The sequence below is a fragment of the Pedobacter sp. T50_32 genome (assembly GCF_057652195.1).
The window spans coordinates 369,272-393,160 of record NZ_JBYFBY010000001.1 but is presented as its reverse complement, the minus strand read 5'-3'; the positions used below and the strand labels follow the sequence as shown (position 1 = coordinate 393,160).

Genomic DNA, 23,889 nt, shown 5'->3' with positions numbered 1-23,889 from the left:
AATGAAGCACTATTTATATCTAGGAGCCTTGGCTATTTCTTTAACATTTGCTTGCAGTAACAGCAATGAACCAAAAGAAGAAAAGGCAGCGCCCATTAACGAGAACGAAGTAAGTTTAACTGCCGAACAGGCAAAAAATATCGACCTAAAAATTGGAGAAGTAGGTTTTGGGGAAATTAACGAAACATTGAAACTGCAAGGTAAAATTGATGTTCCGCCTCAAAACTTGGTGTCGGTGAGCATCCCTTTGGGAGGTTATTTAAAAGCTACCAAAATGTTGCCAGGTACGCAGGTGCGAAAAGGTCAAATCATCGCCGTAATGGAAGACCCGCAATACATTCAATTGCAGCAAGATTATTTGAGCATCCACAACAAATTGAACTATGCAAGTAAAGAACTTGCTCGCCAAAAAGAGTTGAATTTAAGCAAGGCAAACAGCGATAAAACTTTACAACTGGCAGAAACCGAATACCAAAACCTGAAAGTAGAGCATACTGCATTGATAGAAAAACTGAAGTTAATCAACATCAGTACGGCGCAGCTGAACTCGGGTAAGATTTCAAAATCTGTGAATGTGTACTCGCCAATTAACGGTTATGTGAGCAAGGTAAACGTGAATATTGGCAAATACGTTACCCCATCTGATGTGATTTTCGAACTGATTAATCCAAGTGACATCCATTTGAACTTAACTATTTTCGAGAAAGACTTACATCAAATTGGTATTGGTCAGCGGGTGTTGGCTTACACTAACGCCAAGCCAGAAAAGAAGTACGAAACGGAAGTGATTTTGGTAAGTCACAATGTGGAAGGTGGCAGGAGCGAGGTGCATTGCCATTTTGAGCAATACGACAAAAGCTTGGTTCCTGGGATGTACATGAATGCCGAGCTACAGTTCAAAAATCAAAAAGTGCAGTTCTTACCAGAAGATGCCATTGTCAATTTTGAGAACAAGGACTATGTTTTCGTAGAGACCAGTCCGCGAAAATTTGTGATGAACGCTGTGCAAGCTGGTGAAACCGCCGACGGCAAAACCGCTATCACTACAGACTTGAAAGGTAAAAAGGTTGCCGTTAAAGGTGCTTATTCTTTGTTAATGAAGTTGAAAAATACTGCTGACGAGGAGTAATTTAATCAACTATCGCTTAGCCCAAGGTTAACATCTTGGGCTATTATATTTTTAATGCTGATGATTTGGAAATTAAGTGCTTTTATTCTTCTTTTGGCTTGAACCAAAAGAAGCAAAAGTTCAAGGCTGGCACCTTTTCTTGAATAAAGCTACCAATATCCTGTTTGCGCAAGAAAGAGGCGTTTGCCGTTTCGCTTTCCTGCCCTCACGCTGCTTTCTTGCTCTGTGGTACTTTTTTTTCAGTTGGTGCGATGGATATTTTGGTGCTTTCTCCTGCGAAAACCTGCTAGGCCAGTCGTCGTTCTTGGGAATGGATTGTGCTAATTCGCTTTCCTTTCCTACATCGTCATCCTAATCTTGCGGAGGGATCTTTGAGCTATGTTGTTATTTTGTATTAGGAAATCTTATCTGTCATCCACCATCGAAAACAACTCGGCACCAAAACTTTATCCAAACCCTACCCACCAAAATCAATCTCTAACTATGCCGTTAAACACATCGACCGTATATTTGTTGTATTCGGTGAATTTGTAGCTTAGTCAGAATTAAACCTGCTAAAATGCAATCGCCTTTTGGCAAATACATGATCTAATGAAAAGAATACAACATACCCTTAGTAAAGGGGTAACCTTTCCCAGCCTAGTTTTTATTGTGGGTATCTGTATGCTCGCAGCCATTTTTCCACAGTTAACCAACGAACTGTTGGCTAAGGTGAAGCACTTTATTTTCGTTAACCTTAACTGGGTTTATGTATGGTCGGTTACCATTTTTGTGGTGTTTTTAGTATACCTAATGCTCAGCAAATACGGACAGATCAGGCTGGGCAGAAACGACAGTAAACCAGAATATTCTTTCTTCTCCTGGCTATCGATGCTTTTTGCCGCAGGTATGGGAATTGGGCTAATGTACTTTAGCGTGGCCGAACCAATGCAGCATTATACCAATCCTGTTTTTGAAGGTGGGCAGATTAACCGTGCAAAAAACGCACAACTGTACACCTTCTTCCATTGGGGTATTCATGCTTGGGCTATTTACGGTGTAGTAGGTTTGGCTTTGGCCTACTTCTGTTACCGCTACCGACTGCCATTATCCTTACGCAGCTGCCTTTATCCCTTGTTAAAAGAAAAGGTAAATGGCAAATGGGGCAGCGCCATTGATGTTTTTGCGCTATGCAGTACCTTTTTCGGCATTACCACCACACTTGGTTTCGGGGTGGTGCAAATTAACTCAGGACTGCAATCGCTGGGGATATTGTCCGAAAGTAACATCGGATCTCAAATTGCCATTGTAGGCGTTTTGGTGGGTGTCGCCATTTTGTCTGCCGTAAGCGGATTAGACAAGGGCATCAGAATTTTAAGTAACATCAATATCTCGGCGGCCATGGTGCTCATGTTGTTTGTATTGATATTTGGGCCTACGGTGTACATTATTGGCAGTTTCACCGAGGGGCTTGGCAATTACATCAACAACTTTTTTAACCTCACTTTTGGTACCCATGTGTACGAAGAAGAAACTTTGCCCTGGTTTTACAACTGGACGATCCTTTATTGGGCGTGGTGGATTTCTTGGTCGCCTTATGTGGGACTTTTCATTGCCAGAATTTCTAAAGGCCGCACCATCCGCGAGTTTATTGCTGCGGTGCTGTTACTGCCTACGCTTTTCAACTTCGTGTGGATGTCGGTATTCGGCAACAGTGCCATTTGGTTCGATCAGTATATTGCCAGCGGGGCATTGGGTAGGTTGGCTTCCAACCCAGATACATTGATGTTCCAGTTTTTGGAATACCTTCCTTTGAGCAGCATTGCGAGTTTTTTGGTGATCCTCATCATCGTTATCTTTTTTGTCACCTCGGCAGATTCGGGAATGTTTGTGATGAACAGCATTGCCACTAGAAATGCCAAGATCTCGCCCAAATGGCAAACCATAGCTTGGGGTATATTGCTGGCTACCTTGGCGCTTATCTTGCTTAATGCAGGTGGTTTGGAGGCCTTGCAAAGTATCACCTTAATTACAGCATTGCCATTTGCTATTATTGTGCTGCTGTTTATTGTGAGCTTACTTAAGGCCTTGGTGATGGATTACAGCTATTACGAGAAAGATTTTTCGGTGACTACGGTGCCTTGGTCTGGAGAGTTTTGGAAAGAGCGGCTAAAGCAAATGGTTTCCTATGGCGATCGTAAGGAAATAGATGTTTTCATTGCAGAAAAGGTAAAGCCCGCCTTGATAGAATTACAGGCAGAGTTTGCCCAAAATGGTGTTGCAGCAGAGGTAAACAGCTATGAAAAACCGACTAGGGTAGAGGTTGAAATCCATTATGATATAGTGAACAATTTCGTGTATGGCGTAAGAAACCAATCGAGGGCAGTATCTGAGCATGTGCTTTCTGAAGATAACCTGCCCGATTATGAAGGTGCTAAAGCTTATTTCCCGATGGCTTATTTTGGCGATGCCAGAGAGGGCTATGATGTAAGGCTGTTTACTCGCAACGAACTTATTTCGGACGTACTTAAGCATTACGAACGTTTTATGGTCATTGTTGCCGAAGGAAGAAATGAAATGTTTATTAGCAGTAATGCGAATAGTAGGTTGAAGTAGGTTGTGCTATTTGCTTCGTATTCGATATTCGTAAAGATTTGCAAATCTCAAAGCCTTCATTTATATTGCGTTATCTAAATATCTCAAGCTCTAGCTACTGTATAATTTTTGCGTTAAAGTTTCGTGGCCGTACCATATTTGGGTGAATTTTCGCTAAACAGTAGCACGCATATGCAAGTTGTGTGCAATCAAAATAAGATCCTAATGGCAAAAAAGACAATTCCAACAAAAGATGAAGAATCGGAAAGCTTAAAATCTGCAGAAGATTTTATTGAATCGTATTCTAGAATCTCAGTTCCAGTTTATTCAGATGAAGTCAAATCTAAAACAAGGGACTATTTAAAAAAGTATTTTTATGAAGACTTAAAAGGAAATTATTCTGATATACTTCAAAAGTTTAGAAATAGCTTAGTTCATAGTTTTAGTAAAACCGATAGAACTGAAATAATCAGAGAATTAAAACAGAACTACAGAAAAGAGAAATTAGTTTTAGTTCTGGGTGCTGGAGTTTCAATGTCGTTTGGACTACCATCTTGGGATATTTTATTGCAAAAACTAATGATGACAACTCTTGAAAAGGAGAAAAACACCTCAAGCATTTTGTCGAAATTGTTTGCAAAAATTTTCAATCCAAGCCCACTAATTGCAGGAAGATATTTGCAAAAATATTTCGAGAATAACAAAACTTCATTTGAGGAAGAGGTTCGAAAAATCTTGTATCAAGAGATTGAAAGGGAAACAAAATCAAAATTAATGGACGAAATTATCAGGTATTGCATTGCACCTGGCAAAAGCCCAAATCTGAATAGTATAATCACGTATAATTTTGACGATATTTTAGAATTTAACATACAAAAAAGTAGTTTAGACTTACCCTACAAGTCTATTTACGGCAATGGTATGGGTGTTGACACAGGGGAACTTCCAATATATCATGTTCACGGCTATTTGCCTGAAAAAGGAAAATTAACTGAAGCAAATCAAATTACATTTGGAGAAAGTGTTTATCATAAGCAATATACAGACACATACAGTTGGAATAATATAGTACAGATAAACAAATTCAGGGAGAACAACTGTTTATTTATTGGGACGTCTTTAACTGACCCAAATACGAGACGTTTACTTGACATTGCAAATCAGCAGAGAACCACTAAAAAAGGTTACCACTTCATTTTTAAAACTAAGTATAAAGTAGAGGATGTAAAAAAAGCCTTAAGTCTTCTATTAAATAATGAAGTTGAACTTTTAAATGAAAAGTCAAAAGCATCATTGCAACTAGAGGAAACTGCAACTACCCTAGTCCAGATAATAGAATCTTTTGAAGAAAATGACTTAAAGTCCTTTGGTATTAAAACAATTTGGGTTGATACTTATAGTGAAATACCAGAAATAATGCAAGAAATAAGAAAAACATAACTGCATACAATAAGGCATTGTCAAAAGTGGGGCTGAATGCCTTCGATGGAACATTTGTACAGGCTTCAACATTAGTTATTCGATTGAACTTTAATGCTAAAAATCCCCGCCTTCGCAAATCTCCGAAACTTTATAGGCAGCATTTTAACCTTTAGTCTATTACTAAAACTTCTTATATTTACTTCTTAACAAAACGAAACATTATGGATAACAAAATCCGAATCAAACTTGGTTCATTAGAAATAGAATATGAAGGGGACTTAAATTATCTAAAAAACGATTTACCATCTTTAATAGATAAATTAGTTTCTCTGAACATACCAGCAGAACATCATGACAATCATTACAATAATTCAACTGTAAATGAGATTTCTATTAGTAGCGTTGAAACCGCAGTCCCTCAAATGTCAATAAATTCAATTGCTGCAAAAATGAATGTTAAAACTGGTCCAGACTTAATTATGGCTGCTTGCGCACATTTGTCATTAGTTCAAAATAAAAATCTTTTTAACAGAAATGATATTTCAAAAGAAATAAGAAATGCAACAAATTATTTTAAGGAAACTATTTCTAAAAATCTAATAGCATCGCTTAAAACTCTTACGAAAAATCAAAATTTAATGGAGAGATCAACAGGTCAATATGCCTTGTCAGCTAAAGAACTAGCAAGAATAAAACCAATGCTTAATGGTAATTGATTTAAGCGATAACCTTAGTAGGAATGATCTTAGTCGAACGGAAAAGACTCATTTGATTCTAAATTATAAGAACAATTCTGCTAAATCTTTGAACGAAATCAGAGAAATTGCTAAGGAGAATGGACTTCGAGAAATCGAAAAATGGAATCTTTCAGATTTGTTATTAAAGTCAAAAGGAGATGTAATTAAAATTAAAGATGGTTGGATTTTGACAAGTCAAGGATTGAATAAACTATCTGAGAAAAAGATTATAAAAAGTTCGCCGCCAATTGCCGCCAGATACGATGATCTAATAGAAAAGTCTAAGCAAATCAAATCATTATATGTAAAAGATTTTATAGTTGAAGCAATAAGTTGTTTAAAATATAATTTGCTAAAATCAGCTGTGGTCTTCTCTTGGATTGGTGCTATTTCCTTATTGTATGAGCATGTAATCAATATTCATTTGAACGCTTTTAATCTGGAAGCGCTTCGAAGAAATCCGAAATGGATAAATGCAAAAAATGTGGATGGACTTACTAGAATGGGAGAGTATGACTTTTTACAAGTTTTAGAAAGTATTTCTGTGTTTGGTAAAAATACCAAAAATGAATTAGAAGCTTGTCTTAAACTTAGAAATTCTTGCGGTCATCCGAGTACATTGGTAGTTGGAGAACAAAAAGTTGCAGCCCACATTGAAATTTTACTGTTAAACGTATTCGATAAATTCGGTTGATTTACCTATAAAAAGGGTTTACCGAAAGTGTGTTGGAAATGGTTGAGGGCATTCCACGAAATTTTTGGACAAATTGTGCAAAGTGCAGTCCCGCAAGTTTCCGAAATTCTATTTAACTTTTGTTCTTAAAATCCCCGCCTTAGGTATATCAAACCGCTACTTTAAAAATCCAATAATTCCTTAGGCTCTATCCCCAAACCTTTTGCTATTTCTAAGAGTGTTGTAAATGTAAAATCTTTATTCCCATTTTCTATATTACTAAGATTACCCTTTGTAACATCGCAATTTGCAACTACTTGATCTTGACTTAGATTTAAGCTCTCTCTAATTTTTCGAATGTTTTCACCGAATGCTTTTAATCGTTTTCTGTCTCTTGCTTCATTCATTCAATAAAGGCAACAAAATTTCAGTTATTTTTTGTTACAAGTTCTTGTAACAAATGAAATGAATTTGTATATTTGATTTAATGTAATTAGGTATTAATAAGAGTCTTGTGGTTGCATATTCTGACCCCGCTAACGCAAGACAGCAGATTAATACCCATGTCTATACGTAGATGCATATCTTTGTGCAAATCGAAATAGATGTGGGACTGCTGTAAATCCATGTTAGCGTAAGGGGTCAGAGCTTTATTGTAACCATGGTATGTAGTCCCACATGTATTGTGTAGGGTTAGCTTACCAACAAGACTCGTATCACCAAATACGAGTAAATGGGAAGAATTAACACATCGGTATTATCTGTAGCTCATTTTGGCAATGGGCATGGCCAAATGTTTGGCTTTTCTTTCCGTAACCATTCATCTTTATCGGTTTATTTATTTGATAGGCTTTATGCGTTAAAGCCTAAGAACCCGGTGTAATTCCTCCCCCTACCCCCTCCAAAGGGGGACATGGGCAGTGCAGATGAACTTGGGGTTAGGCCTTTCTATCGCATTACGATCCCAGACTAAATCTGGGATGACGCATGATGCATAGGGGGCAGTGCTATGAACTTGGATCCTTCGACAAGCTCCCCGATGATGTCGGGACATGCAGGATGACAGCAGACGTTGACGAACAATGACGTGCAATGAGGCTGAGGATGACGCGTGGTGTAGTGAGTGTTCGTCCCTTGAATTCCTCCCCCAACCCCATCCAGAGGGGGACATGGATAGTGCAAGGTAAGAACTGACATTGCTAAGAACGAAGACCGGCCTCTTGGCATAGCGACGTGTAAGCCGATAAAGCGTGAGCAGTTTCGTAAGGGTTTGTAGAAACAAGCTGGGTGCAGAAGTGTAGCAGCGACGATAGTTGAGTAATAACGGTCACACGTTTCAGCCAGTGCTATTAAAGTTTTATCGAGCTGTAGCGAGCTAGGCTAAGCAGCCTAGATTTTATGCCTAGTAGTTTATTGTTTTTATAGGCAGGCATGCTTTCGCTAAAGCTCAGGTTGCTCTTTTCATCAATGGAAAAGAAGAAGGAAAAAGTTAACGCATTACGATCCCAGACTAAATCTGGGATGACGCATGATGCAGAGTGAGGCGGTAATGGTGCGGGGGGTAGTGGAAGTGCAGCGCTGATGAACTAAAATATACCAATAAAAACTAACCAAAAACCTATGACAACGCAATCAAACAATCAACTCCTAATTTTTAATGGGCTGTACGCCAAATACTATAACCTCTTTGCTTGGCGTTGCGAGCGCTCGGTAAAAGACGAAGTAGCCGCTAGTGGCATGGTTCAAGATGCTTTTTTAAGGGTGTGGCTACTGCGAGATCAGCTTTCGGTGAGTGATGTATATGATTTTTTAAAAGTGCAACTGAAGAAATCTGTATACGCCTATTACGATACCGCTAAAAATAAGTTTCATGCCAATCTTTTCCGTTTAGATGAATTAGAAAACCACGATTTTTTACTAGTCGATGGGAATTTGGAAGACGAAGCATTAGCAGAGCCAGATGTAGCAGCTCAATTGCTCAGGCAAAAGCAATGGGAGCAGTTGGCACAGCTCGTGGCCAATTTATCTCACACGTAGCAACAATTAATTAAGCTTTGTTTGAAGTATGATTTCAGCTATGAACATATTGCTTTTTATTTAGGGGGTATTTCGGACTATGCGGTAAAGAAAAAGGTAGAAGTGCTATTAGAGCGTTTAAAGTGCATGCTTTCGGCTAATCAAAAATTGCAACAAGCAAGCAGTAGGCGGCCTTTGGTTTTTAGCGGCAGTTTAGATGAATTGCAAGTGCAGATTATGAAGATGCGATATGAGCTGAAATATAGTTTCGAGGAAATAGCCAAAGCTCTGAACATGAACCAAGGCTACATTCAACAGGCTTTTGTAAAGGCAATGACGGATAAAGGTTGATTTGAGGTTAACTGTTTAACTGGTTATTTGGTTAATTGTAGGGGTTTGTGGGGTATTGAACTTGTCGAAGTGTTGGGATGGGAAATATCATTCCATATTTAAACAACTAAACACCCCGCCTTTCAGGCACCCCTCTGGAAGAGGGGAATGTATGTCGCAAATTCCCCTCTTGTAGAGGGGTGGTCGAAGACCGGGGTGTTTAAATATTGTTATGCCCCTATATCAATTACCGATGTATTAAAGTGACTTAAACCTATGAAAAAATGGAAACTAAAAGCATCATTATTACCCGTAAAATTCAACTCTTGATAGACAGCGAGGATGCAGAGGTAGTTAAACAGGCAAAAGCCCAACTCTATCAATGGCAAAACATTTGTTTTAGGGCGGCTAACATGATCATGAGCCATCAGTTTATACAGGAGCAGGTGAAAGATTTTTTCTACCTCACGGAAGACATCAAGCTAAAGTTAACCGACCAAAAGAAGGATGAAGACGGGATACTTCAATCGTCGAGGGCAAGTACCACTTATCAATTGCTTTCTAAACATTTTAAGGGGCAGGTACCTATGGGCATGATGGCCAACCTTAACCATAGTTTGCTGTCGTATTTTAATAGAGAGAAAACCGCCTATTGGAAAGGAGAGAAGTCGCTGCGGAATTACAAGAGGAATATTCCGATGCCTTTTGGAGGAGAAGCAATTTCTAACATTAGCTTAAGTCCAGATGGGAAGAACTATTGCTTTAAGCTGTTTCAAATTCCCTTTAGAACTTACTTAGGTAAGGATCGCTTGGATAAGAAAATGCTCCTAGAAAGGCTACGAAGCCAGCTCTTGAAACTGCGTACCAGCCATTTGCAGTTAGATCAGGGCAAGATATTTCTATTGGCGGCTATACAGACTGAACAGGAGCACCATGCGCTAGATCCTAGTGTTATTGCCGAAGCTTCGCTGTCTATAGAACATCCGGTAGTGGTAAAGATTGGAAAGTGCGAGTATGTGATAGGCAACAAAGAGGAATTTTTGCACCGTCGCTTGGCAATTAGGGCAGCAATACAAAGGGTAACAAAGGGCGTAAACTTTAATGTTGGTGGGCATGGTAGAAAACGAAAGATGAAAAGCTTGGACGATTATCAACAGCAGGAAAAGCGCTATATAGAGCAGAAACTGCATGTGTACAGCAGAATGCTCATCAACTTTTGTATCAAACATCAAGCGGCTACGCTGTTATTGGTTAATCAGCAGGCGAAGGAAGAACTGGCGAAGGAAGATCCTTTCTTGTTGCAGAACTGGAGTTATTATAGTTTGAAGGAGAAAATTAGCTACAAAGCTGAAAAAGCAGGTATACAGTTAATTGTAGAATAAAGTTTTATTGAGGTTGTTTGCACAACCACAGGATGAGGCTATCATGCACTCATTAAGCAAATACAATTTGCGCTGCAATGTTTGGTTATCCAGCCCTATTGGATCTGGAGTTAGGATTTTATACCGCATTACGACTGAACCAATGACCAAAAATCAATGAACCAATGACCAAAAAGGTATAGTCCAAAGATCCCTCCATAATAGTCGGGATGACGGAATAGGAACGGAATTGCTACGAAACTTTGAGATTGCTTCAGCTCGCTCATACCAAGGCCTCGCAATGACGAAAAGGGGACGGAGGTGAAAAAGGAGTAAGTTAGCTAGTTTGGATAACCTCCCCCTACTTCCGTATGTACGGAACAAGCTCTCCCGAATAGTCGGGATAAACTCTCCAAAGGGGGACATGGATGGCGCAGAAGAAGTTGGAGGTTAAGCCTTTCTATTGCATTACGATCCCGTATCGAGTACGGGATGACGCATGATGCAGAGGGGGCTGTGCCTTGAATTCCTCCCCCAACCCCCTCCAGAGGGGGACATGGATAGTGCAAGGTAAGAACTGACATTGCCAAGGACGAGGACGGCCTCTTGGCATAGCGATGTGTAAGCCGATAACCGATTGGGCGCAGCACAGAGCTCATAGAGCTAATTAAAACAACAATAAATACTCTCTATAAAACGTTAGCAGTTGCAAAAGGATCTCTCTACAAACAAGCTGGGTGCAGAAGTGTAGCAGATACGATAGTTAAGCAATAACGGTCACACGTTTCAGCCAGCGCTATTAAAGTTTTATCGAGCTTTAGCGAGCTAGGCAAAGCAGCCTTGATTTTTTCCTCCTTTTTTATCAAGAAAAAAGGAGGTGTAGTATCTATCGCATTACGATCCCAGACTAAATCTGGGATGACGCATGATCTAGAGGGAGGCAATGCTAATCAATTTTGAGATTGCTTCGGCTCGCACAAGTCCAGTCTCGCAATGACGGCAAGAGGGGCGGTAGTTGCTACGGTGAGGTTTAAAATTGAAAGGGGACACAGATCCCTTCCAAGGGAGAAAGTGTTTCTTTATTTCAGTACCTTAATTACATGGTTGCCATTGCTACTTTGTAGCTCAATGATATAAACACCTTTTGGATAACTACCCATATCCAGTTCTACTTCGCTTTGCGTTTTGCTTAATGTTTGTTCATGTAGTTTTTTACCGCTAAAGTTCATTATCCTTAAGCCCTGGTATTTCGCAGCAGGGAAGCTTAATTTTAAGATTTTAGCTACAGGGTTTGGCCATGCTTTAACTTCGGCATTTAACAGCGAGAAGTTAACTGCATGGTTACGTTGGTAAGTGTTGCGTCATTTCGACCTTAGGGAGAATCTGTTAAATAGTAGCCAGAACCTAAATATGTTACTGCCCTATTTAAGCTAGTGCTAATAAACACAGAGATTTTACTTCGTAGAGCTTCGGTTCTCGTCGCTACGCTTCCCTCAAAATGACGGGGAGCTTTACTGCTTCACAAATTTAACGGTTCGCACACCCGTAAGAGTGGTAATGTTAATGAAATATATGCCCGTTGGTAGTGCCGACACATCTATTTTGATACTTGGGGGCAAGGTTTTTATAATTCCACCGCTAATGTTGGTAATGCTTAGGCTTTTAATATCGGTAATTGCTCCGTTTAACGTTAATATATCTGTTGCGGGATTGGGGTATAAGTTGAAAGTAGAGAGTGAAAAGTTAAAAATTGCCGTTCTTACACCCAAATCTGTTGTTTCGCCATCTAAATCTACCTGTAAAAGTTGGTAATAATTAGTGCCGTTGGCAGGTTTATTATCATTATAGCTGTAAACCGCTCCATTTACTGATTTTGCGTTTATGGTAGCAATTTCTACAAAATCTGCCCCATTGGTACTTCTCTTTACCACAAAATGGCTGTTGTTGTTTTCGCTAGCGGTTTGCCAGTTGAGCACATTGCCGTAGCTTTTGGGCGTTGCAGTAAATGAATTTAGCTTTATGGGCAAAACCGTATTGTCGTTTAAAACAGAAACACCACGAGAGAAAGTACCGAACCATTTGTTGCCCTGTGCATCTATGGCTATGGAATAAACCACATTATTTGCCAGCCCATTGGTGGTATTATAGGTAGTCCATGTAGTACCGCTAAATTTGCTAACACCACCACCATTAGTAGCAAACCATTTATTGCCCAATGCATCTATGGTTATTGACCAAACACTACTATGCGCCAGCCCGTGGATGGCTCTGTAGGTAGTCCAGGTAGTACCATCAAACCTGCTTACGCCATTAACAGTGCCAAACCATTTATTGCCCTGTGCATCTATGGCTATGCAATAAACAAAATTATCTACCAGCCCGTTACTGGTATTATAGGTGGTCCAAGTAGTACCGCTCAACTTGCTTACACCACCAAAAGTAGCAATCCATTTGTCGCCATTTGCATCTATGACTATGGAACGAACATTATTATCTGCCAACCCACTATTTCCTATATGGTAGGTAGTCCACGTAGTACCGCTCAACTTGCTAACACCACCACCAGTTGCAAACCATTTATCGCCCTGTGCATCCATGGTCATGGCATAAACATAATTATTTGCCAGCCCGTTGCTGGTATTGGCGGTAGTATAGGTAGTCCACGTAGTACCGCTCAACTTGCTAACGCCCCAACCATCAGTACCAAACCATTTGTTGCCTTCTGCATCTAAGGTTAGGGAGCGAACATTATTATCTACCAGTCCGCTGTTGTCAGTTTTGTAGGTAGTCCATGTAGTCCCGTCAAATTTTCTTATACCACCAGTAGTAATACCAAACCATTTGTTGCCTTCTACATCTATCGCTATGCAACGAACAGTACTATTTGCCAGACTATAGTTAGTCCAAGTTTGTGCGATGCTCAGTTTTACGCTCAGTAAAAACAGTAGTGTAAAAAGTAGATTTTTAATTTTCATCATCGTTTGAGATTATTGAAATTACCTAAAGCCAAAAATTGCTTATTTATAGTATAAAGGCAAGGAAACGGTACGGACAAAAAAACGGACAAATGTTTTTGAAGAGATTAATTAGTTAAAAGTCAATTGATTGTGCTTTTGGATAATGCCATGTAATCACAGCGGGAAATCAATTTGTCATGATTAGAAACATTAATAAAAATAGTGCTGAAATTGATGTTTTAGATACTATTAAACAAATTTCATTCGAAAAATCGGAGCAAGCGCTAACATCGGAATGACCCAAGATCATTTATACCAAGTAGCTAAATGATAAATATAGTCTTCTAGTTTTTGACCTTCTGGAATGGTTAACTTCTGTTTTAAGCGTCGCTTGCTTTTGCCCACGCTTTCTTTACTGATCCCAAGCATATTGGCCATTTGCCTGTCGTTCAATTTTAAACAAATTAAACTGGCTATACGCTCTTCGGCAGGGGTGATGTTCGGAATTACAGTTTCTAGCCTAGTATAAAAAGTAGGGTAGGCCTTGTTAACCATTTCTTTAAACTTAACGAGTTCTTGGTCAGTTAATAGGATATATTTTAATAAGGGGTTTTCACTTTTTTGTTCTTCTTCAGAAAGTGCCTTTTGAGGTTTAATAAGTTTGGACAGGTCATAGATGATTCGGTCTTTCTCCAGAATGTTCTTACTGAAATCCTCTACTTGTTTTCTCGCAATCAACAATTCCTTTTCTGCTTCTTGCTGCTGCACCATTAGTTCCATTCTTTGGTATTTTGTCCTCGCGACTTTTCGTTTGTAAATGAGAATACCGATGATCAATAGCAGTGCGGCACTGGTAATCACAAAATTTCGGACTAATTTTTGGAAACTGAGTTCACTATCTTTCAATTCTACATTACGCTGTAAATCTTCAAAGGATAGTTCAAGTTTTAGTTTATCGTTCTCTAAAGAGTTTAGCCATGCCCTACGTTTGTCTCTAGCTCGTTCGTAAATTTTAAAATATTTTATTGCGCTATCGGCTTGGTTTAGCCTTGTAAAACTCTTTGCAATGCCATGCAATGCCGAAATCTGTTCATCATACAAGTTAAATTTTAAGGCGTATTGATAACCTTTTTTCCATCCATCAACAGCACTTTGGTAACTTTGGTGATGATAATTTACCGAGGCTAAAATGTTTTCGCCAATGGCGATATTTATGGTGTCTTTTAAAATTTTAACACTATCTAAGTAGCTTTTCACTAAAGGCACACCCTCCGCTTCATTTCCCTTTAAAATTAAAGACTGCCCAATTCTGCCTTTAGCAATTGCTGTCCAAATACTTTGCATTATTTGAGCATCAAATTGGTATTTGGCTAACATATTTAACATTTGCTGATAGTGGAAAATAGCACTGTCGGGCTGGTTCAACTTAATGTAATTTGCGCCGATAATATCATTTTGGAAGATGTAGTCCATGCTATCTTTTTTCTTGCTATGCTTCATAAAGCCTAAAGATTGCTTGCCATAGTAAATACTTTCTTGGTGTTTATCTGCACGATATAATGCGGAGCTTAGATTGAAATACCTGTTCTGGTCGTATTCAAAGTATTTAATGCCTACTTTTTGTTGTAGTAAAATAGATTTAATGTGGTAGAGCAAGAAAATGCTGTCGTTCCAATAGTTAACGGAAGCATAAAGCGCAAAAAGTTCAGATTTTAACTGGTCGTCTTTAAGTTTATACGCCAGTTTGATATGCTGAAATATCTTTTCATGGTCTAGTTGAGTAATTTGCTGACCGTAAGATATCTTTCCTAAAATCTCGTAAATTGTTAATCTCGCTTGTAGCCTGTCGTTCGGATTTTTCTTAAGGTAGTTTTCAAATTCTGTAACTACTTTTCGGTGGTTACTATATTCGTTTGGATTGTTTTTTAATCGTAACGAAGCATAAGTTGCTTCGGCTCGCCTAGTTTGGCTGGTATCGGCTACTTTCCAAGCCTTTATAAGTGGTGTAATACTGCTTGTCGATTGAGCTATTGCCATTGCGGGCCATAGCATTAATATTATTAAACCCGATTTAAAAAGTGTTTGAATTAAAAAGCGCCTCATGAATAACCCAAATATAATGGAAATCTCATTAGAAAGCACTCTTAGGAATTGCCTGTCCGAAATACATCAATAGTCAATATAGGACTCTAGCGTATGTCGAATACGTTTACACGCTAAATTGGGTAATGAGAAAAAGGAAATAACTAGATTTATTTAGCAAAACTTTGTTAAAAGGAAGCTGTAAATAGTTTAAAGCTAATTAGGCTACTTTCCCGTATTAAAGACATGCCTGTCCAAGACTTAAAAAGTTACGTTAGATTAACTTCAAAATAAAATTAAATTTGAATAATTTAATTGACCCAGAATAAATGAACCCCCTCATCGCCCAATTTAAAAAATATGGAAATCTTAGTCCAAAGGCTGAAAAGGATTTGGAGGAGAAAATAAAATACTTCGAAAAGAAGAAGAACGACCACTTTCTAAAAGAAGGACAAATGGCATCAAGTTATTTTGTTGTTCAAAAAGGTGTTTTTAGAGCTTATATCCATCGGAAAGATAAAGAAGTAAATGTGTGGTTTGGAGAGGAGAACCAAATTTTTGGGGCAATTAAACCAATGTATGCCAACAAACCTTCACCAGAAAATATTCAGTTTCTAGAAAATGCAGAGATTTATGCTATTTCAGTTGACGATTTAGAATATTTATACAAACAACATTCCGAGCTTAATTTTATCGGCAGAAAAATTGCTGAAGAAGTCTGCATCGTACTTGAAGATCGAATTACTTCATTACATACTGAAAGTGCTCCAGAACGTTATCAATCGCTGATCAAAGAACATCCAAATTTATTAAACAGGATCAGGTTGGGCCATATTGCATCTTATGTAGGTGTAACTCAAGAAACTTTGAGCCGTATCAGAAAAGGCTAACGATTTTGATCTACATCAAAAAAAGTGCTTTGATTTAAGCTGAACTTTGCATCATCAAATAATTCGATATGCAAAAAGACAAATTAAATTGGTTCCAAAACGTAGAACACCGTCCACATCCACACCAAGGTTTAAACTGGCTTACAGCAACCATCAGTGTGCCAAATGTAGTAAAAGCAGTGAATTTTTATACAGAAGTAATGGGTATGGTTTCTATCTCAGAACTGGAAGACGAAACTGGAGAACTGCTCTTTGCAAGAATTCGCTATCGTGGAAATAATTTTGTGCTCAATAAAGAACATTGGGATTTTAATGCTGTTGCCCCAATTACCTCCGGGCAAGTATCGCCCTTTGTTTTTTACTTGTATGTAGATGATGTAAAAGCTTTGGTGGAAGAGCTTATAAAAGACGGAGAAGCAAAAATTTTAAAAGACCCAGAAATAATGTTCTGGGGAGATTTGAAAGCAAGAATTCAAGACCCGTTTGGTTACATCTGGGATTTGGCAGAAAAAGTAAGTTAATATGAAGTATCTATTTTTAGGTTTGGCAATTTGCCTCGAAGTTTTAGGGTCTAGTTTTTTGGTAAAATCAAACGGATTTACAAGACTAGTTCCGAGTATAGTTACCGTTATCGCATTTAGTGCTTGTTTTTATGTACTTTCCATTGCGTTAAAAAGTATTCCTTTAGGCGTTGCCTATGCTATTTGGGCAGGATTGGGCATTGTACTTACTGCAACAGTTTCGGTTGTAATTTTTAAACAAAAGTTAGATACGCCAGCAATTTTAGGAATGGCATTAATTGTTTGTGGTGTGGTAGTAATCAATGTTTTTTCGAAATCAGGCGGACATTGATTGTCATACCGAAGAATGAAATTGCAGCCGAGCTTATAGGGTTTTCTCCAAGTTCGGCTACAGAGTTTTTGGCGTCCATCTAATTTCACAGCATACGTCGAGTATCAAAAATACGCTCTTAATCTATATTATCCTATCGGCTAATTATCACATCATCTTATGCGCTAACTAAAAATTTCTTATTTTGCACCAATGCAGTTTAAAGAGATTATTGGACAAGAAGACGTAAAGCAACACTTATTGCAAACCGTAGCCGAGAGCAGGGTGAGCCATGCGCAACTCTTTCTTTCGCCTGCAGGAAGTGGTGCGCTACCAATGGCAATAGCCTATGCCCAATACATTAACTGTTTACAAAAAACTGAACAAGATAGCTGCGGAGAATGTGCGTCTTGTCGTAAATACGAACGCTTAATTCATCCAGATTTACATTTCTCTTATCCGTTTTTCGCTTCGAAGGATGTAAAAATTGCCACCGATGTTTTGGAAGAGTGGCGCAACATGGTGTTAGAAAATCCTTACTTCGATTTGGATATTTGGCGTTCTAAGTTAAGTGCAGATAACAAACAGGCAAACATCAACATTGCCGAAGCGCATGACATCATCAAGAAATTAAGTTATAAAGCTTTTGAGGCAGAAACCAAGGTGCTCATCATGTGGTTGCCCGAGTATTTGGATAGAGAAGGAAATGCCCTGCTGAAAATTATTGAGGAACCGCCTGCAAATACTTTGTTTATTCTCATTGCACAAAATCAAGAGCAAATTTTAACCACTATTTTGTCTCGTACACAAATTGTTAAAATTCCTAAGCTGGCGGATGAAGTTGTGAAGCAATATTTGATAGACAAAGCTAATCTGTCAGACCATCAGGCAGAAGAATACAGCTTTTTGGCAGATGGAAATTTGATTGAAGCCAATGCTTTACTGGCAGATCAGGTGAATAACAATGCAGGCTATTTTGCCGAATGGTTGCGTATGGCTTATGGCAATAGAGTACCAGATATGATGGCTTTTACCGAAACCGCCGCAAGTTGGGGCAGGGAAAATCAGAAGAATTACATCAAATACGGCATTAATTTTTTAAGAGAATGTGGTTTAATTCTCAGCGGGGCCGAAGCTTTGGTAAAACTGCCTCCTCAGCACTTAGAAGTGGCAAAAAAATTATCAGCTGTGCTAAATATGCCTATGATAGAGGCGCTTATTAACGAATTAGAAAAGGCGCATTACCATATCGAACGTAATGCGAATCCGAAAATTCTGTTTTTAGATGTATCTTTACAATTGGTAAAAATTATAAAGTTTAAAACGCTCCCGAAAGGGACTCAATATATATACACGTAATATGGGATGTGGAAGTTGCTCTACGGGAGGTGGTTGCGCCCCCGCTGGCTGCAAAAGTAATGGCTCTTGCCTTACTGGAGGTTGCCAAAAAATGGAAGTACACGACTGGCTGTCTAATTTGGATATGCCATCAAATTATAGATCTTTTCCAATTATCGAAGTTAAATTTAAAGGCTCTAGAAAAGAGTTTTTTGTAAATAACGATGATATTTATTTGGAAATTGGTGAGCTAATTGCCGTTGAAGGCGCTACTGGTGGTTACGATATTGGCCACGTTTCGCTTACTGGCGAATTGGTGCGTACGCAATTGAAACGCAGAAAAACACCGATAGATCAGGTTACTCGCAAGGTTTACAGAAAAGCTACAGAAGCTGATGTAGAAAAGTGGAAAATAGCCAAAGGCTTAGAGTGGGAAACCATGCACAAAGCCCGTACGCTGGCTTTAGATTTAAAGCTTTCTATGAAAATTAGCGATGTTGATTATCAGGGTGATAGAACAAAGGCAACTTTCTTTTACACTGCAGAAGGTAGGGTAGATTTTAGGGAGTTGATTAAGAAAATGGCAGAGGCTTTTCGTATCCGTATCGAAATGCGCCAAATTGGAATGCGCCAGGAAGCTGGTCGTTTGGGCGGTATTGGTTCTTGCGGTCGCGAATTGTGCTGCTCTACTTGGTTAACTAACTTTAAAACCGTTTCTACGGCTGCGGCTCGTTACCAAAACCTGTCGTTAAACACCTTGAAACTTGCCGGACAATGTGGTAAGTTGAAATGCTGCTTAAACTACGAGCTAGATACTTATTTAGATGCCTTAAAGGATATTCCTGACCGCATTGATGCCTTACAAACTGAGGTTGGCGTTGCTCGTCACCAAAAGACAGATATCTTTAAAAAACTGATGTGGTTCAGTTATGCTAATCAAGAAGATTGGATTCCGTTAAAAGTTGACCGTGTGAAAGAAATCATGGCAATGAATAAACGTGGCGAAAAACCAAGTAACTTGAAAGATGAAGCAGTTGAATTGAAAACTACTACCGTGGTAGAGAAAGTTCACGATTACGAAAATGTAGTTGGTCAGGATAGTTTAACGCGTTTAGACGATAAAAACCGTAACAGAAACAACCGTAACCGCAATAACAACAACAGAAACGACAGAGAGCGTGATAGAGATAGAGACCGCGGAGAACGTGGAGAGCGTGACAGAAACAGACCTCAGTCTAGTCAAGGTGGCGATAAAGAGAACGCTGGCAATAGAAACGGACAAGCTAACTCTAAAAATAGAGATAGACAACAAAACCAAAATAGACCGCAACAGCAGAAATCTCAAGATAAACCTCAGCAAGAGCAAAATCAGAGAAATCAGCCGAAACAGGAAAATAACAGGCCGCCACAAAACCAGCGACCACAACAAAAACCTGTAGAAGCTAAAGCGAAGGAGAATAATCAACCTAATTCAAAGGCAGAAACGCCTCAAGCGCAAGGCGAGGGCGGAAATACAGCGCAAAAGCGTAACAACAGAAATAAAAATAAAAACCGCAATAAGAATAGAGAGCAAGGAGAAAGGAATAAAGACCAAGGACCAAAGCCAGATGGAGAATAAGGTTGAGTTTAATGAATTCCAAATGTTTAAAGAAGTAAAGCGCAAGGATCGCCCTTTTTTAGTCATTGCTAGGAGAAACAGCAGCCTGCTCCGACAATTCGGCGAAGCAATCTTTGATACTAGAAAATGGTTGCAACTTGTCGCCTTTTTCTGTCTTTTGTTTGCGTTCTCTTCCTGCAATTTCGATACCGTAGTAGATACCAACCAAAGTATTGAAGATAACCAGTGGCTTTACGCCAATGCGGCAAAAGCTGAGTTTGAAATTAAAGATACGACCAAGCCTTATCAGGTGAATTTCAAATTGCGTATCAATACAGACTACAGGTACGCTAACTTATTTGTGCTTACAACATTTAAAGACAGCAAGAAAAGGAAAAGAATTCGCTATCAGTTTAAATTAGCGAAGGAAGACGGGCAATGGCTTGGCAATGGCTCTGGAGATTTGTATACTTACTCTTTTCCGTTATTGAAAAACCATCGCTTTGCGGATACTGGAAAATACAGTATTGAGATAGAGCAAAACATGCGTGATAACCCATTGGTGGGCGTAAGCGATGTGGGGATTGAAGTGAAGTGATGTTGGTTAATTGGTTAATCGTTTAACTGGTTAATTGGGATATTCTTCGTCATTGCGAGGAACGAAGCAATCTTACAACTATTAAAATGAAACCATTCGCTTTAGGATTGCTTCGTTCCTCGCAATGACGCAATAGGCTTAATTGTCTCGCTAATCAAGAAAAACTATGTGCTCTTGGTGCCTTTGTGGTTAAAATTGTAAATTGTTCAGTGGTTAACTGCAAACCGCTAACTGGAAACTGATTGATTATATGAAAAAGATATTATTTGCTGTGTATTTGTTGGTAGCTGCCTTAGGTGCTAAAGCTGCCGAAATCAAGTTTTTAGAAAACCCAACTTGGACTTCGGTACTTGAAAAAGCGAAGAAGGAAAACAAGATCATCTTTTTGGATGCCTGTGCTACTTGGTGTGGTCCTTGTAAGCAAATGGATGCAGAAACCTACACCAATCAGGCGGTGGCCGATTTCTATAATGCCAATTTCATTAACGTGAAATACGATATGGAAAAAGGCGAAGGGGCAATGTTGGCAGATCGTTACTATGTTTCGGCCTATCCAAATTTGGTTTTTATTAACCCAGATGGGGTGATGGTACATAAAGCGGTAGGTTTTGTAGCGGCAAACGAATTTCTAACCTTGGCTAAAACAGCAAAAAATCCAGAGACGCAGTACTATACCTTAAAGAAAAATGCAGCAAAGCTGACGAATGCGCAGTTTTTGAAGTTCGCAAAACAAGCAACAGAATTACAAGATGAAGATTTTGGTTATATCAGTAAAGATTTTCTAGCGGCAAAACCAGATATTTTAGGTGATCCGGATCTAATTGATTTAGTGATGAACTATGCGTTCGTTCTACCAAAGGATAAGGACTTAGCTTATTTCAAAAATAACAAGAGTAAGGTATTAAGAGTAGGCAAATATACCGATGACGACTTTGAGGAGCGTTTAGTGAGTTTGGCTATTCAATTTGCGCTGTCGGAAGAAGTGCAAGTAACTGATGAACTTGATTTTGATGCCGTCAAAGGTATTTTAGATAAATATGTTCCAGAACGTTCATTCTTCGTTTACAATTACTTCAAAACGCAATATTTCTTAGAAAATAAGGAAATAGAACCAGCTTTGTCAGCATTTAACGAAATCATAGACAATCCAGCCAAAGTTGGCTATCAACACGTATGTAATGCAATGATGGGCTTTGGGCCAACTTTGTTCGAAGAAGGGAAGTTAGATCCTTATCTGGAGAAGTTCAATACCATTCCTGTACCAGCAAAAGAAGCTGATTTAGCTTACCTTAAAGATTTTGTAAAAGCGATCATCTATATCAAAACTAAACAAACCGATAAGTTTAAAGAGACGGCGAATGCGATGTTAGCTAGCGCCAATACGCCAGAAGATATCAAGAAAGACTTAAGGCAGGCTTTGCAGAATATGGGCAACTGATTTTTTTAGTTAATCGGTTAACTGTTGAAACTGGTTAATCGTGTTAGCGGTATCGTTCCTATCTCGTCATCCCAGATTTAGTCTGGGATCATAAAGCGATAGTAAATCTATTTCTTTTCCATCGATGAAAAGAAACAAAAATCTAGGCTTGCACCTTTTCTTGAATAAAGCTGCCAACACATCGATAGCGCAAGAAAAATGCGACCCCTTTTACACACTTCTCACCCACACGCTGCTTTCTTGCTTATTGGTGAATAATTAATGTTTTTGCAAGATGTGTTTTGGCGCTTTCTTCTGCGAAAATCTGCTATGCCGAATACATACTTAGGAATTGACGTAATGAGAATGAACGGTTTTATTACCGTTCCTATTTTCTTTTCTCTCCCTTTTAGGGGAGAACCGTAGTGAAACGAAGCTCATTGAGACTTTTGAAAAATAAATAACTTACCAATAAATGCCGAAGGCAGAGAGGGGGTTACAGAAGCGGCAGCAACTGCTCCAGCGCCATTCCTCTGCTACCTTTCAAAAGAATAAGCGAATCTTTCCAATCTTGTGTTTGGATAAACTCGGCTGCTTCGCTTGGTGTAGCAAAAAAGTTGGCATTAGCATCGCCTTTGGCATTATAGAAATGGTGGCCTACAAAAATCAGGGTTCCGATTTCATTTTTGATAGACAACTCGATAATCCGCTGGTGTTGCGCTGCAGATTCATCGCCCAACTCGAACATATCACCTAAAATGGCAATCTTATTGGCAGAACTTAAGCTATTCAAATTTGTAATTGCTGCGGCCATACTACTTGGGTTGGCATTGTAGAAATCGCAAATTACCGTGTTTTTTTCTGTTTTGGTAAGCTGCGAGCGGTTATTGGTTGGGAAATAATCTGCCAAACCTTTGTTAATTTCTTCTGCACTTAATTTGAAGAAAGAACCAATACTGATGGCCGCTAAAATGTTTTCAAAGTTATAAGTGCCAGTTAAATTTGCCTTCGCTTCGTGGGTTTCTCCTCTGTAGCTCCATTCAAATTCAATCAACGGATCGCTGTGTTTCAGTACACCTTGTACCACGCCCTCTTCAGCAATATTATAGCGAACAACGTTTTTAACGCCTGCTTTCGTAACCATTTCAGTTAAATCTTTGTTGGCTGCATTTAAGAAGGCGTAACCATTGTTTTCGCTTAAATAAGCATAGAGTTCGGCTTTGCCTTTCTTTACTCCCTCAAAGCCCCCAAAACCCTCTAAATGTGCCATCCCTACATTGCTGATCAGTCCGTGGGTTGGCTGGGCAATGCTGCACAACAATTCAATCTCTTTTTGATGGTTGGCACCCATTTCTATCACGGCAATTTCTACGTCATCAGCTATGCTTAAAATAGATAACGGTACGCCAATATGGTTGTTTAGGTTTCCTTTGGTGGCGAATACTTTAAAGTGCTCAGCTAGTACAGCCCTAATCAGTTCTTTGGTAGTAGTTTTTCCGTTGCTTCCTGTTAAGCCAACTACAGGAATGGTTAATTGCTTTCTATGATGTCTGGCCAATTCTTGTAAAGCCGTCAAAACATTATCAACTAGTATAAACTGATCGCCTTTGGCAAATGCTGAGTTATCAATAATTGCAAACGCAGCACCAGCCGCTACCGCCTTTTCCGCAAATTGGTTGGCATCGAATTTATCGCCCTTTAAGGCAAAAAATAAACAACCCTCGGTAATAGAACGGGTATCTGTACAAATAACGGGGTGTTTTAAATAATGCTGATAAAGCTGTTCGATGTTGGCCATTGCTTTGATTTGAATACTTTGTAAAATTACAAATGCTTAGATGAAATCAAATATTCTTTTAGTATTATTGATGTAGCCACAGATGCACAGATAGTTCTGTTTTTAATCTAATCAAATCTGTGCATCTGTGGCTTTTAAC

General features: G+C 39.0%; 21 protein-coding genes. 16 read left to right on the top strand and 5 right to left on the bottom strand.

All coding sequences use genetic code 11. From position 1 onward, the window contains the following. The first annotated feature begins 1 nt into the window (after position 1). From AC23ME_RS01690 to AC23ME_RS01670, 5 genes are all read left to right on the top strand, one after another. Positions 2-1,129 carry an efflux RND transporter periplasmic adaptor subunit gene (locus AC23ME_RS01690; protein WP_487726013.1) on the top strand — a complete coding sequence of 376 codons (1,128 nt, stop codon included), beginning with the start codon at positions 2-4 and terminating at the stop codon, positions 1,127-1,129. Positions 1,130-1,720: 591 nt separating this feature from the next. After that, entirely contained in the window at positions 1,721-3,724 is a 2,004-nt protein-coding gene (locus tag AC23ME_RS01685) for a BCCT family transporter (RefSeq protein ID WP_487726012.1), read from the top strand. A 204-nt stretch (positions 3,725-3,928) separates the two neighbouring features. Beyond that, positions 3,929-5,143, top strand: coding sequence for an SIR2 family protein (locus AC23ME_RS01680; RefSeq protein ID WP_487726011.1), 1,215 nt, complete (start codon positions 3,929-3,931; stop codon positions 5,141-5,143). 203 nt (positions 5,144-5,346) lie between these two features. Beyond that, the gene (locus tag AC23ME_RS01675) at positions 5,347-5,841 is read left to right on the top strand and encodes a hypothetical protein (RefSeq protein ID WP_487726010.1); all 495 of its coding nucleotides are present in this window, start codon (positions 5,347-5,349) and stop codon (positions 5,839-5,841) included. Continuing rightward, positions 5,831-6,556, top strand: coding sequence for a hypothetical protein (locus tag AC23ME_RS01670; RefSeq protein WP_487726009.1), 726 nt, complete (start codon positions 5,831-5,833; stop codon positions 6,554-6,556). The genes AC23ME_RS01675 and AC23ME_RS01670 overlap by 11 nt, the downstream gene beginning before the upstream one ends. A gap of 161 nt (positions 6,557-6,717) precedes the next feature. Here AC23ME_RS01670 and AC23ME_RS01665 read toward each other — a convergent pair whose 3' ends face one another. Continuing rightward, positions 6,718-6,942 (bottom strand): helix-turn-helix domain-containing protein, encoded by a 225-nt coding sequence (locus AC23ME_RS01665; protein WP_487726008.1) that lies wholly within the window; start codon positions 6,940-6,942, stop codon positions 6,718-6,720. 326 nt (positions 6,943-7,268) lie between these two features. Here AC23ME_RS01665 and AC23ME_RS01660 point away from each other — a divergent pair, with 326 nt between their 5' ends. The 4 genes from AC23ME_RS01660 to AC23ME_RS01645 all read left to right on the top strand — a co-directional run bounded on the left by AC23ME_RS01660 (position 7,269) and on the right by AC23ME_RS01645 (position 10,263). Further along, positions 7,269-7,418: a hypothetical protein gene (locus AC23ME_RS01660; protein WP_487726007.1), complete on the top strand. Its 150-nt coding sequence runs from the start codon at positions 7,269-7,271 to the stop codon at positions 7,416-7,418. A 737-nt stretch (positions 7,419-8,155) separates the two neighbouring features. Continuing rightward, positions 8,156-8,572 carry a hypothetical protein gene (locus AC23ME_RS01655; protein ID WP_487726006.1) on the top strand — a complete coding sequence of 139 codons (417 nt, stop codon included), beginning with the start codon at positions 8,156-8,158 and terminating at the stop codon, positions 8,570-8,572. Between the two features lie 21 nt (positions 8,573-8,593). Further along, positions 8,594-8,902, top strand: coding sequence for a sigma factor-like helix-turn-helix DNA-binding protein (locus AC23ME_RS01650; RefSeq protein WP_487726005.1), 309 nt, complete (start codon positions 8,594-8,596; stop codon positions 8,900-8,902). A gap of 263 nt (positions 8,903-9,165) precedes the next feature. Then, on the top strand, positions 9,166-10,263 hold the full coding sequence (locus AC23ME_RS01645; RefSeq protein ID WP_487726004.1) for a hypothetical protein: 1,098 nt from the start codon (positions 9,166-9,168) through the stop codon (positions 10,261-10,263). Between the two features lie 1,058 nt (positions 10,264-11,321). Here the strand turns inward: AC23ME_RS01645 and AC23ME_RS01640 are convergent. The 3 genes from AC23ME_RS01640 to AC23ME_RS01630 form a co-directional block, all read right to left on the bottom strand. Next, the gene (locus tag AC23ME_RS01640; protein ID WP_487726734.1) at positions 11,322-11,564 is read right to left on the bottom strand and encodes a T9SS type A sorting domain-containing protein; all 243 of its coding nucleotides are present in this window, start codon (positions 11,562-11,564) and stop codon (positions 11,322-11,324) included. Positions 11,565-11,753: 189 nt separating this feature from the next. After that, positions 11,754-13,220: a Periplasmic ligand-binding sensor domain-containing protein gene (locus AC23ME_RS01635; protein ID WP_487726003.1), complete on the bottom strand. Its 1,467-nt coding sequence runs from the start codon at positions 13,218-13,220 to the stop codon at positions 11,754-11,756. A 285-nt stretch (positions 13,221-13,505) separates the two neighbouring features. Then, complete coding sequence (locus tag AC23ME_RS01630; RefSeq protein WP_487726002.1) at positions 13,506-15,236, bottom strand: helix-turn-helix transcriptional regulator; 1,731 nt, start codon at positions 15,234-15,236, stop codon at positions 13,506-13,508. A 374-nt stretch (positions 15,237-15,610) separates the two neighbouring features. Between AC23ME_RS01630 and AC23ME_RS01625 the strand changes: the two genes are divergently transcribed. The 7 genes from AC23ME_RS01625 to AC23ME_RS01595 all read left to right on the top strand — a co-directional run bounded on the left by AC23ME_RS01625 (position 15,611) and on the right by AC23ME_RS01595 (position 21,973). Next, a complete protein-coding gene (locus tag AC23ME_RS01625; protein WP_487726001.1) occupies positions 15,611-16,171 on the top strand; it encodes a Crp/Fnr family transcriptional regulator in 561 nt (186 codons plus the stop codon). 68 nt (positions 16,172-16,239) lie between these two features. Beyond that, entirely contained in the window at positions 16,240-16,692 is a 453-nt protein-coding gene (locus AC23ME_RS01620) for a VOC family protein (protein ID WP_487726000.1), read from the top strand. Position 16,693: 1 nt separating this feature from the next. Beyond that, entirely contained in the window at positions 16,694-17,023 is a 330-nt protein-coding gene (locus AC23ME_RS01615) for a DMT family transporter (RefSeq protein WP_487725999.1), read from the top strand. A 192-nt stretch (positions 17,024-17,215) separates the two neighbouring features. Further along, complete coding sequence (locus AC23ME_RS01610) at positions 17,216-18,361, top strand: DNA polymerase III subunit (RefSeq protein WP_487725998.1); 1,146 nt, start codon at positions 17,216-17,218, stop codon at positions 18,359-18,361. A gap of 1 nt (position 18,362) precedes the next feature. Then, positions 18,363-19,958 (top strand): regulatory iron-sulfur-containing complex subunit RicT, encoded by a 1,596-nt coding sequence (gene ricT, locus AC23ME_RS01605; RefSeq protein WP_487725997.1) that lies wholly within the window; start codon positions 18,363-18,365, stop codon positions 19,956-19,958. A gap of 22 nt (positions 19,959-19,980) precedes the next feature. Then, positions 19,981-20,535 carry a gliding motility lipoprotein GldH gene (locus tag AC23ME_RS01600; protein ID WP_487725996.1) on the top strand — a complete coding sequence of 185 codons (555 nt, stop codon included), beginning with the start codon at positions 19,981-19,983 and terminating at the stop codon, positions 20,533-20,535. Between the two features lie 250 nt (positions 20,536-20,785). Beyond that, complete coding sequence (locus AC23ME_RS01595; protein ID WP_487725995.1) at positions 20,786-21,973, top strand: thioredoxin family protein; 1,188 nt, start codon at positions 20,786-20,788, stop codon at positions 21,971-21,973. 475 nt (positions 21,974-22,448) lie between these two features. Here AC23ME_RS01595 and AC23ME_RS01590 read toward each other — a convergent pair whose 3' ends face one another. Beyond that, positions 22,449-23,750, bottom strand: a complete 1,302-nt coding sequence (locus tag AC23ME_RS01590; protein WP_487725994.1) for a UDP-N-acetylmuramoyl-tripeptide--D-alanyl-D-alanine ligase — start codon at positions 23,748-23,750, stop codon at positions 22,449-22,451. Between the last annotated feature and the right edge of the window lie 139 nt (positions 23,751-23,889).

Excerpts from the sequence above, each read along its gene's own strand:
- AC23ME_RS01670 (WP_487726009.1), top strand. The coding sequence starts at position 5,831 with ATGGTAATTGATTTAAGCGATAACCTTAGTAGGAATGATCTTAGTCGA.
- AC23ME_RS01690 (WP_487726013.1), top strand. The coding sequence starts at position 2 with ATGAAGCACTATTTATATCTAGGAGCCTTGGCTATTTCTTTAACATTT.
- AC23ME_RS01610 (WP_487725998.1), top strand. The coding sequence starts at position 17,216 with ATGCAGTTTAAAGAGATTATTGGACAAGAAGACGTAAAGCAACACTTA.
- AC23ME_RS01595 (WP_487725995.1), top strand. The coding sequence starts at position 20,786 with ATGAAAAAGATATTATTTGCTGTGTATTTGTTGGTAGCTGCCTTAGGT.
- AC23ME_RS01635 (WP_487726003.1), bottom strand. The coding sequence starts at position 13,220 with ATGATGAAAATTAAAAATCTACTTTTTACACTACTGTTTTTACTGAGC.
- AC23ME_RS01620 (WP_487726000.1), top strand. The coding sequence starts at position 16,240 with ATGCAAAAAGACAAATTAAATTGGTTCCAAAACGTAGAACACCGTCCA.
- AC23ME_RS01625 (WP_487726001.1), top strand. The coding sequence starts at position 15,611 with ATGAACCCCCTCATCGCCCAATTTAAAAAATATGGAAATCTTAGTCCA.
- AC23ME_RS01685 (WP_487726012.1), top strand. The coding sequence starts at position 1,721 with ATGAAAAGAATACAACATACCCTTAGTAAAGGGGTAACCTTTCCCAGC.
- ricT (WP_487725997.1), top strand. The coding sequence starts at position 18,363 with ATGGGATGTGGAAGTTGCTCTACGGGAGGTGGTTGCGCCCCCGCTGGC.
- AC23ME_RS01660 (WP_487726007.1), top strand. The coding sequence starts at position 7,269 with ATGGGAAGAATTAACACATCGGTATTATCTGTAGCTCATTTTGGCAAT.
- AC23ME_RS01630 (WP_487726002.1), bottom strand. The coding sequence starts at position 15,236 with ATGGCAATAGCTCAATCGACAAGCAGTATTACACCACTTATAAAGGCT.
- AC23ME_RS01645 (WP_487726004.1), top strand. The coding sequence starts at position 9,166 with ATGGAAACTAAAAGCATCATTATTACCCGTAAAATTCAACTCTTGATA.
- AC23ME_RS01680 (WP_487726011.1), top strand. The coding sequence starts at position 3,929 with ATGGCAAAAAAGACAATTCCAACAAAAGATGAAGAATCGGAAAGCTTA.
- AC23ME_RS01600 (WP_487725996.1), top strand. The coding sequence starts at position 19,981 with ATGTTTAAAGAAGTAAAGCGCAAGGATCGCCCTTTTTTAGTCATTGCT.
- AC23ME_RS01615 (WP_487725999.1), top strand. The coding sequence starts at position 16,694 with ATGAAGTATCTATTTTTAGGTTTGGCAATTTGCCTCGAAGTTTTAGGG.
- AC23ME_RS01590 (WP_487725994.1), bottom strand. The coding sequence starts at position 23,750 with ATGGCCAACATCGAACAGCTTTATCAGCATTATTTAAAACACCCCGTT.
- AC23ME_RS01675 (WP_487726010.1), top strand. The coding sequence starts at position 5,347 with ATGGATAACAAAATCCGAATCAAACTTGGTTCATTAGAAATAGAATAT.
- AC23ME_RS01655 (WP_487726006.1), top strand. The coding sequence starts at position 8,156 with ATGACAACGCAATCAAACAATCAACTCCTAATTTTTAATGGGCTGTAC.
- AC23ME_RS01665 (WP_487726008.1), bottom strand. The coding sequence starts at position 6,942 with ATGAATGAAGCAAGAGACAGAAAACGATTAAAAGCATTCGGTGAAAAC.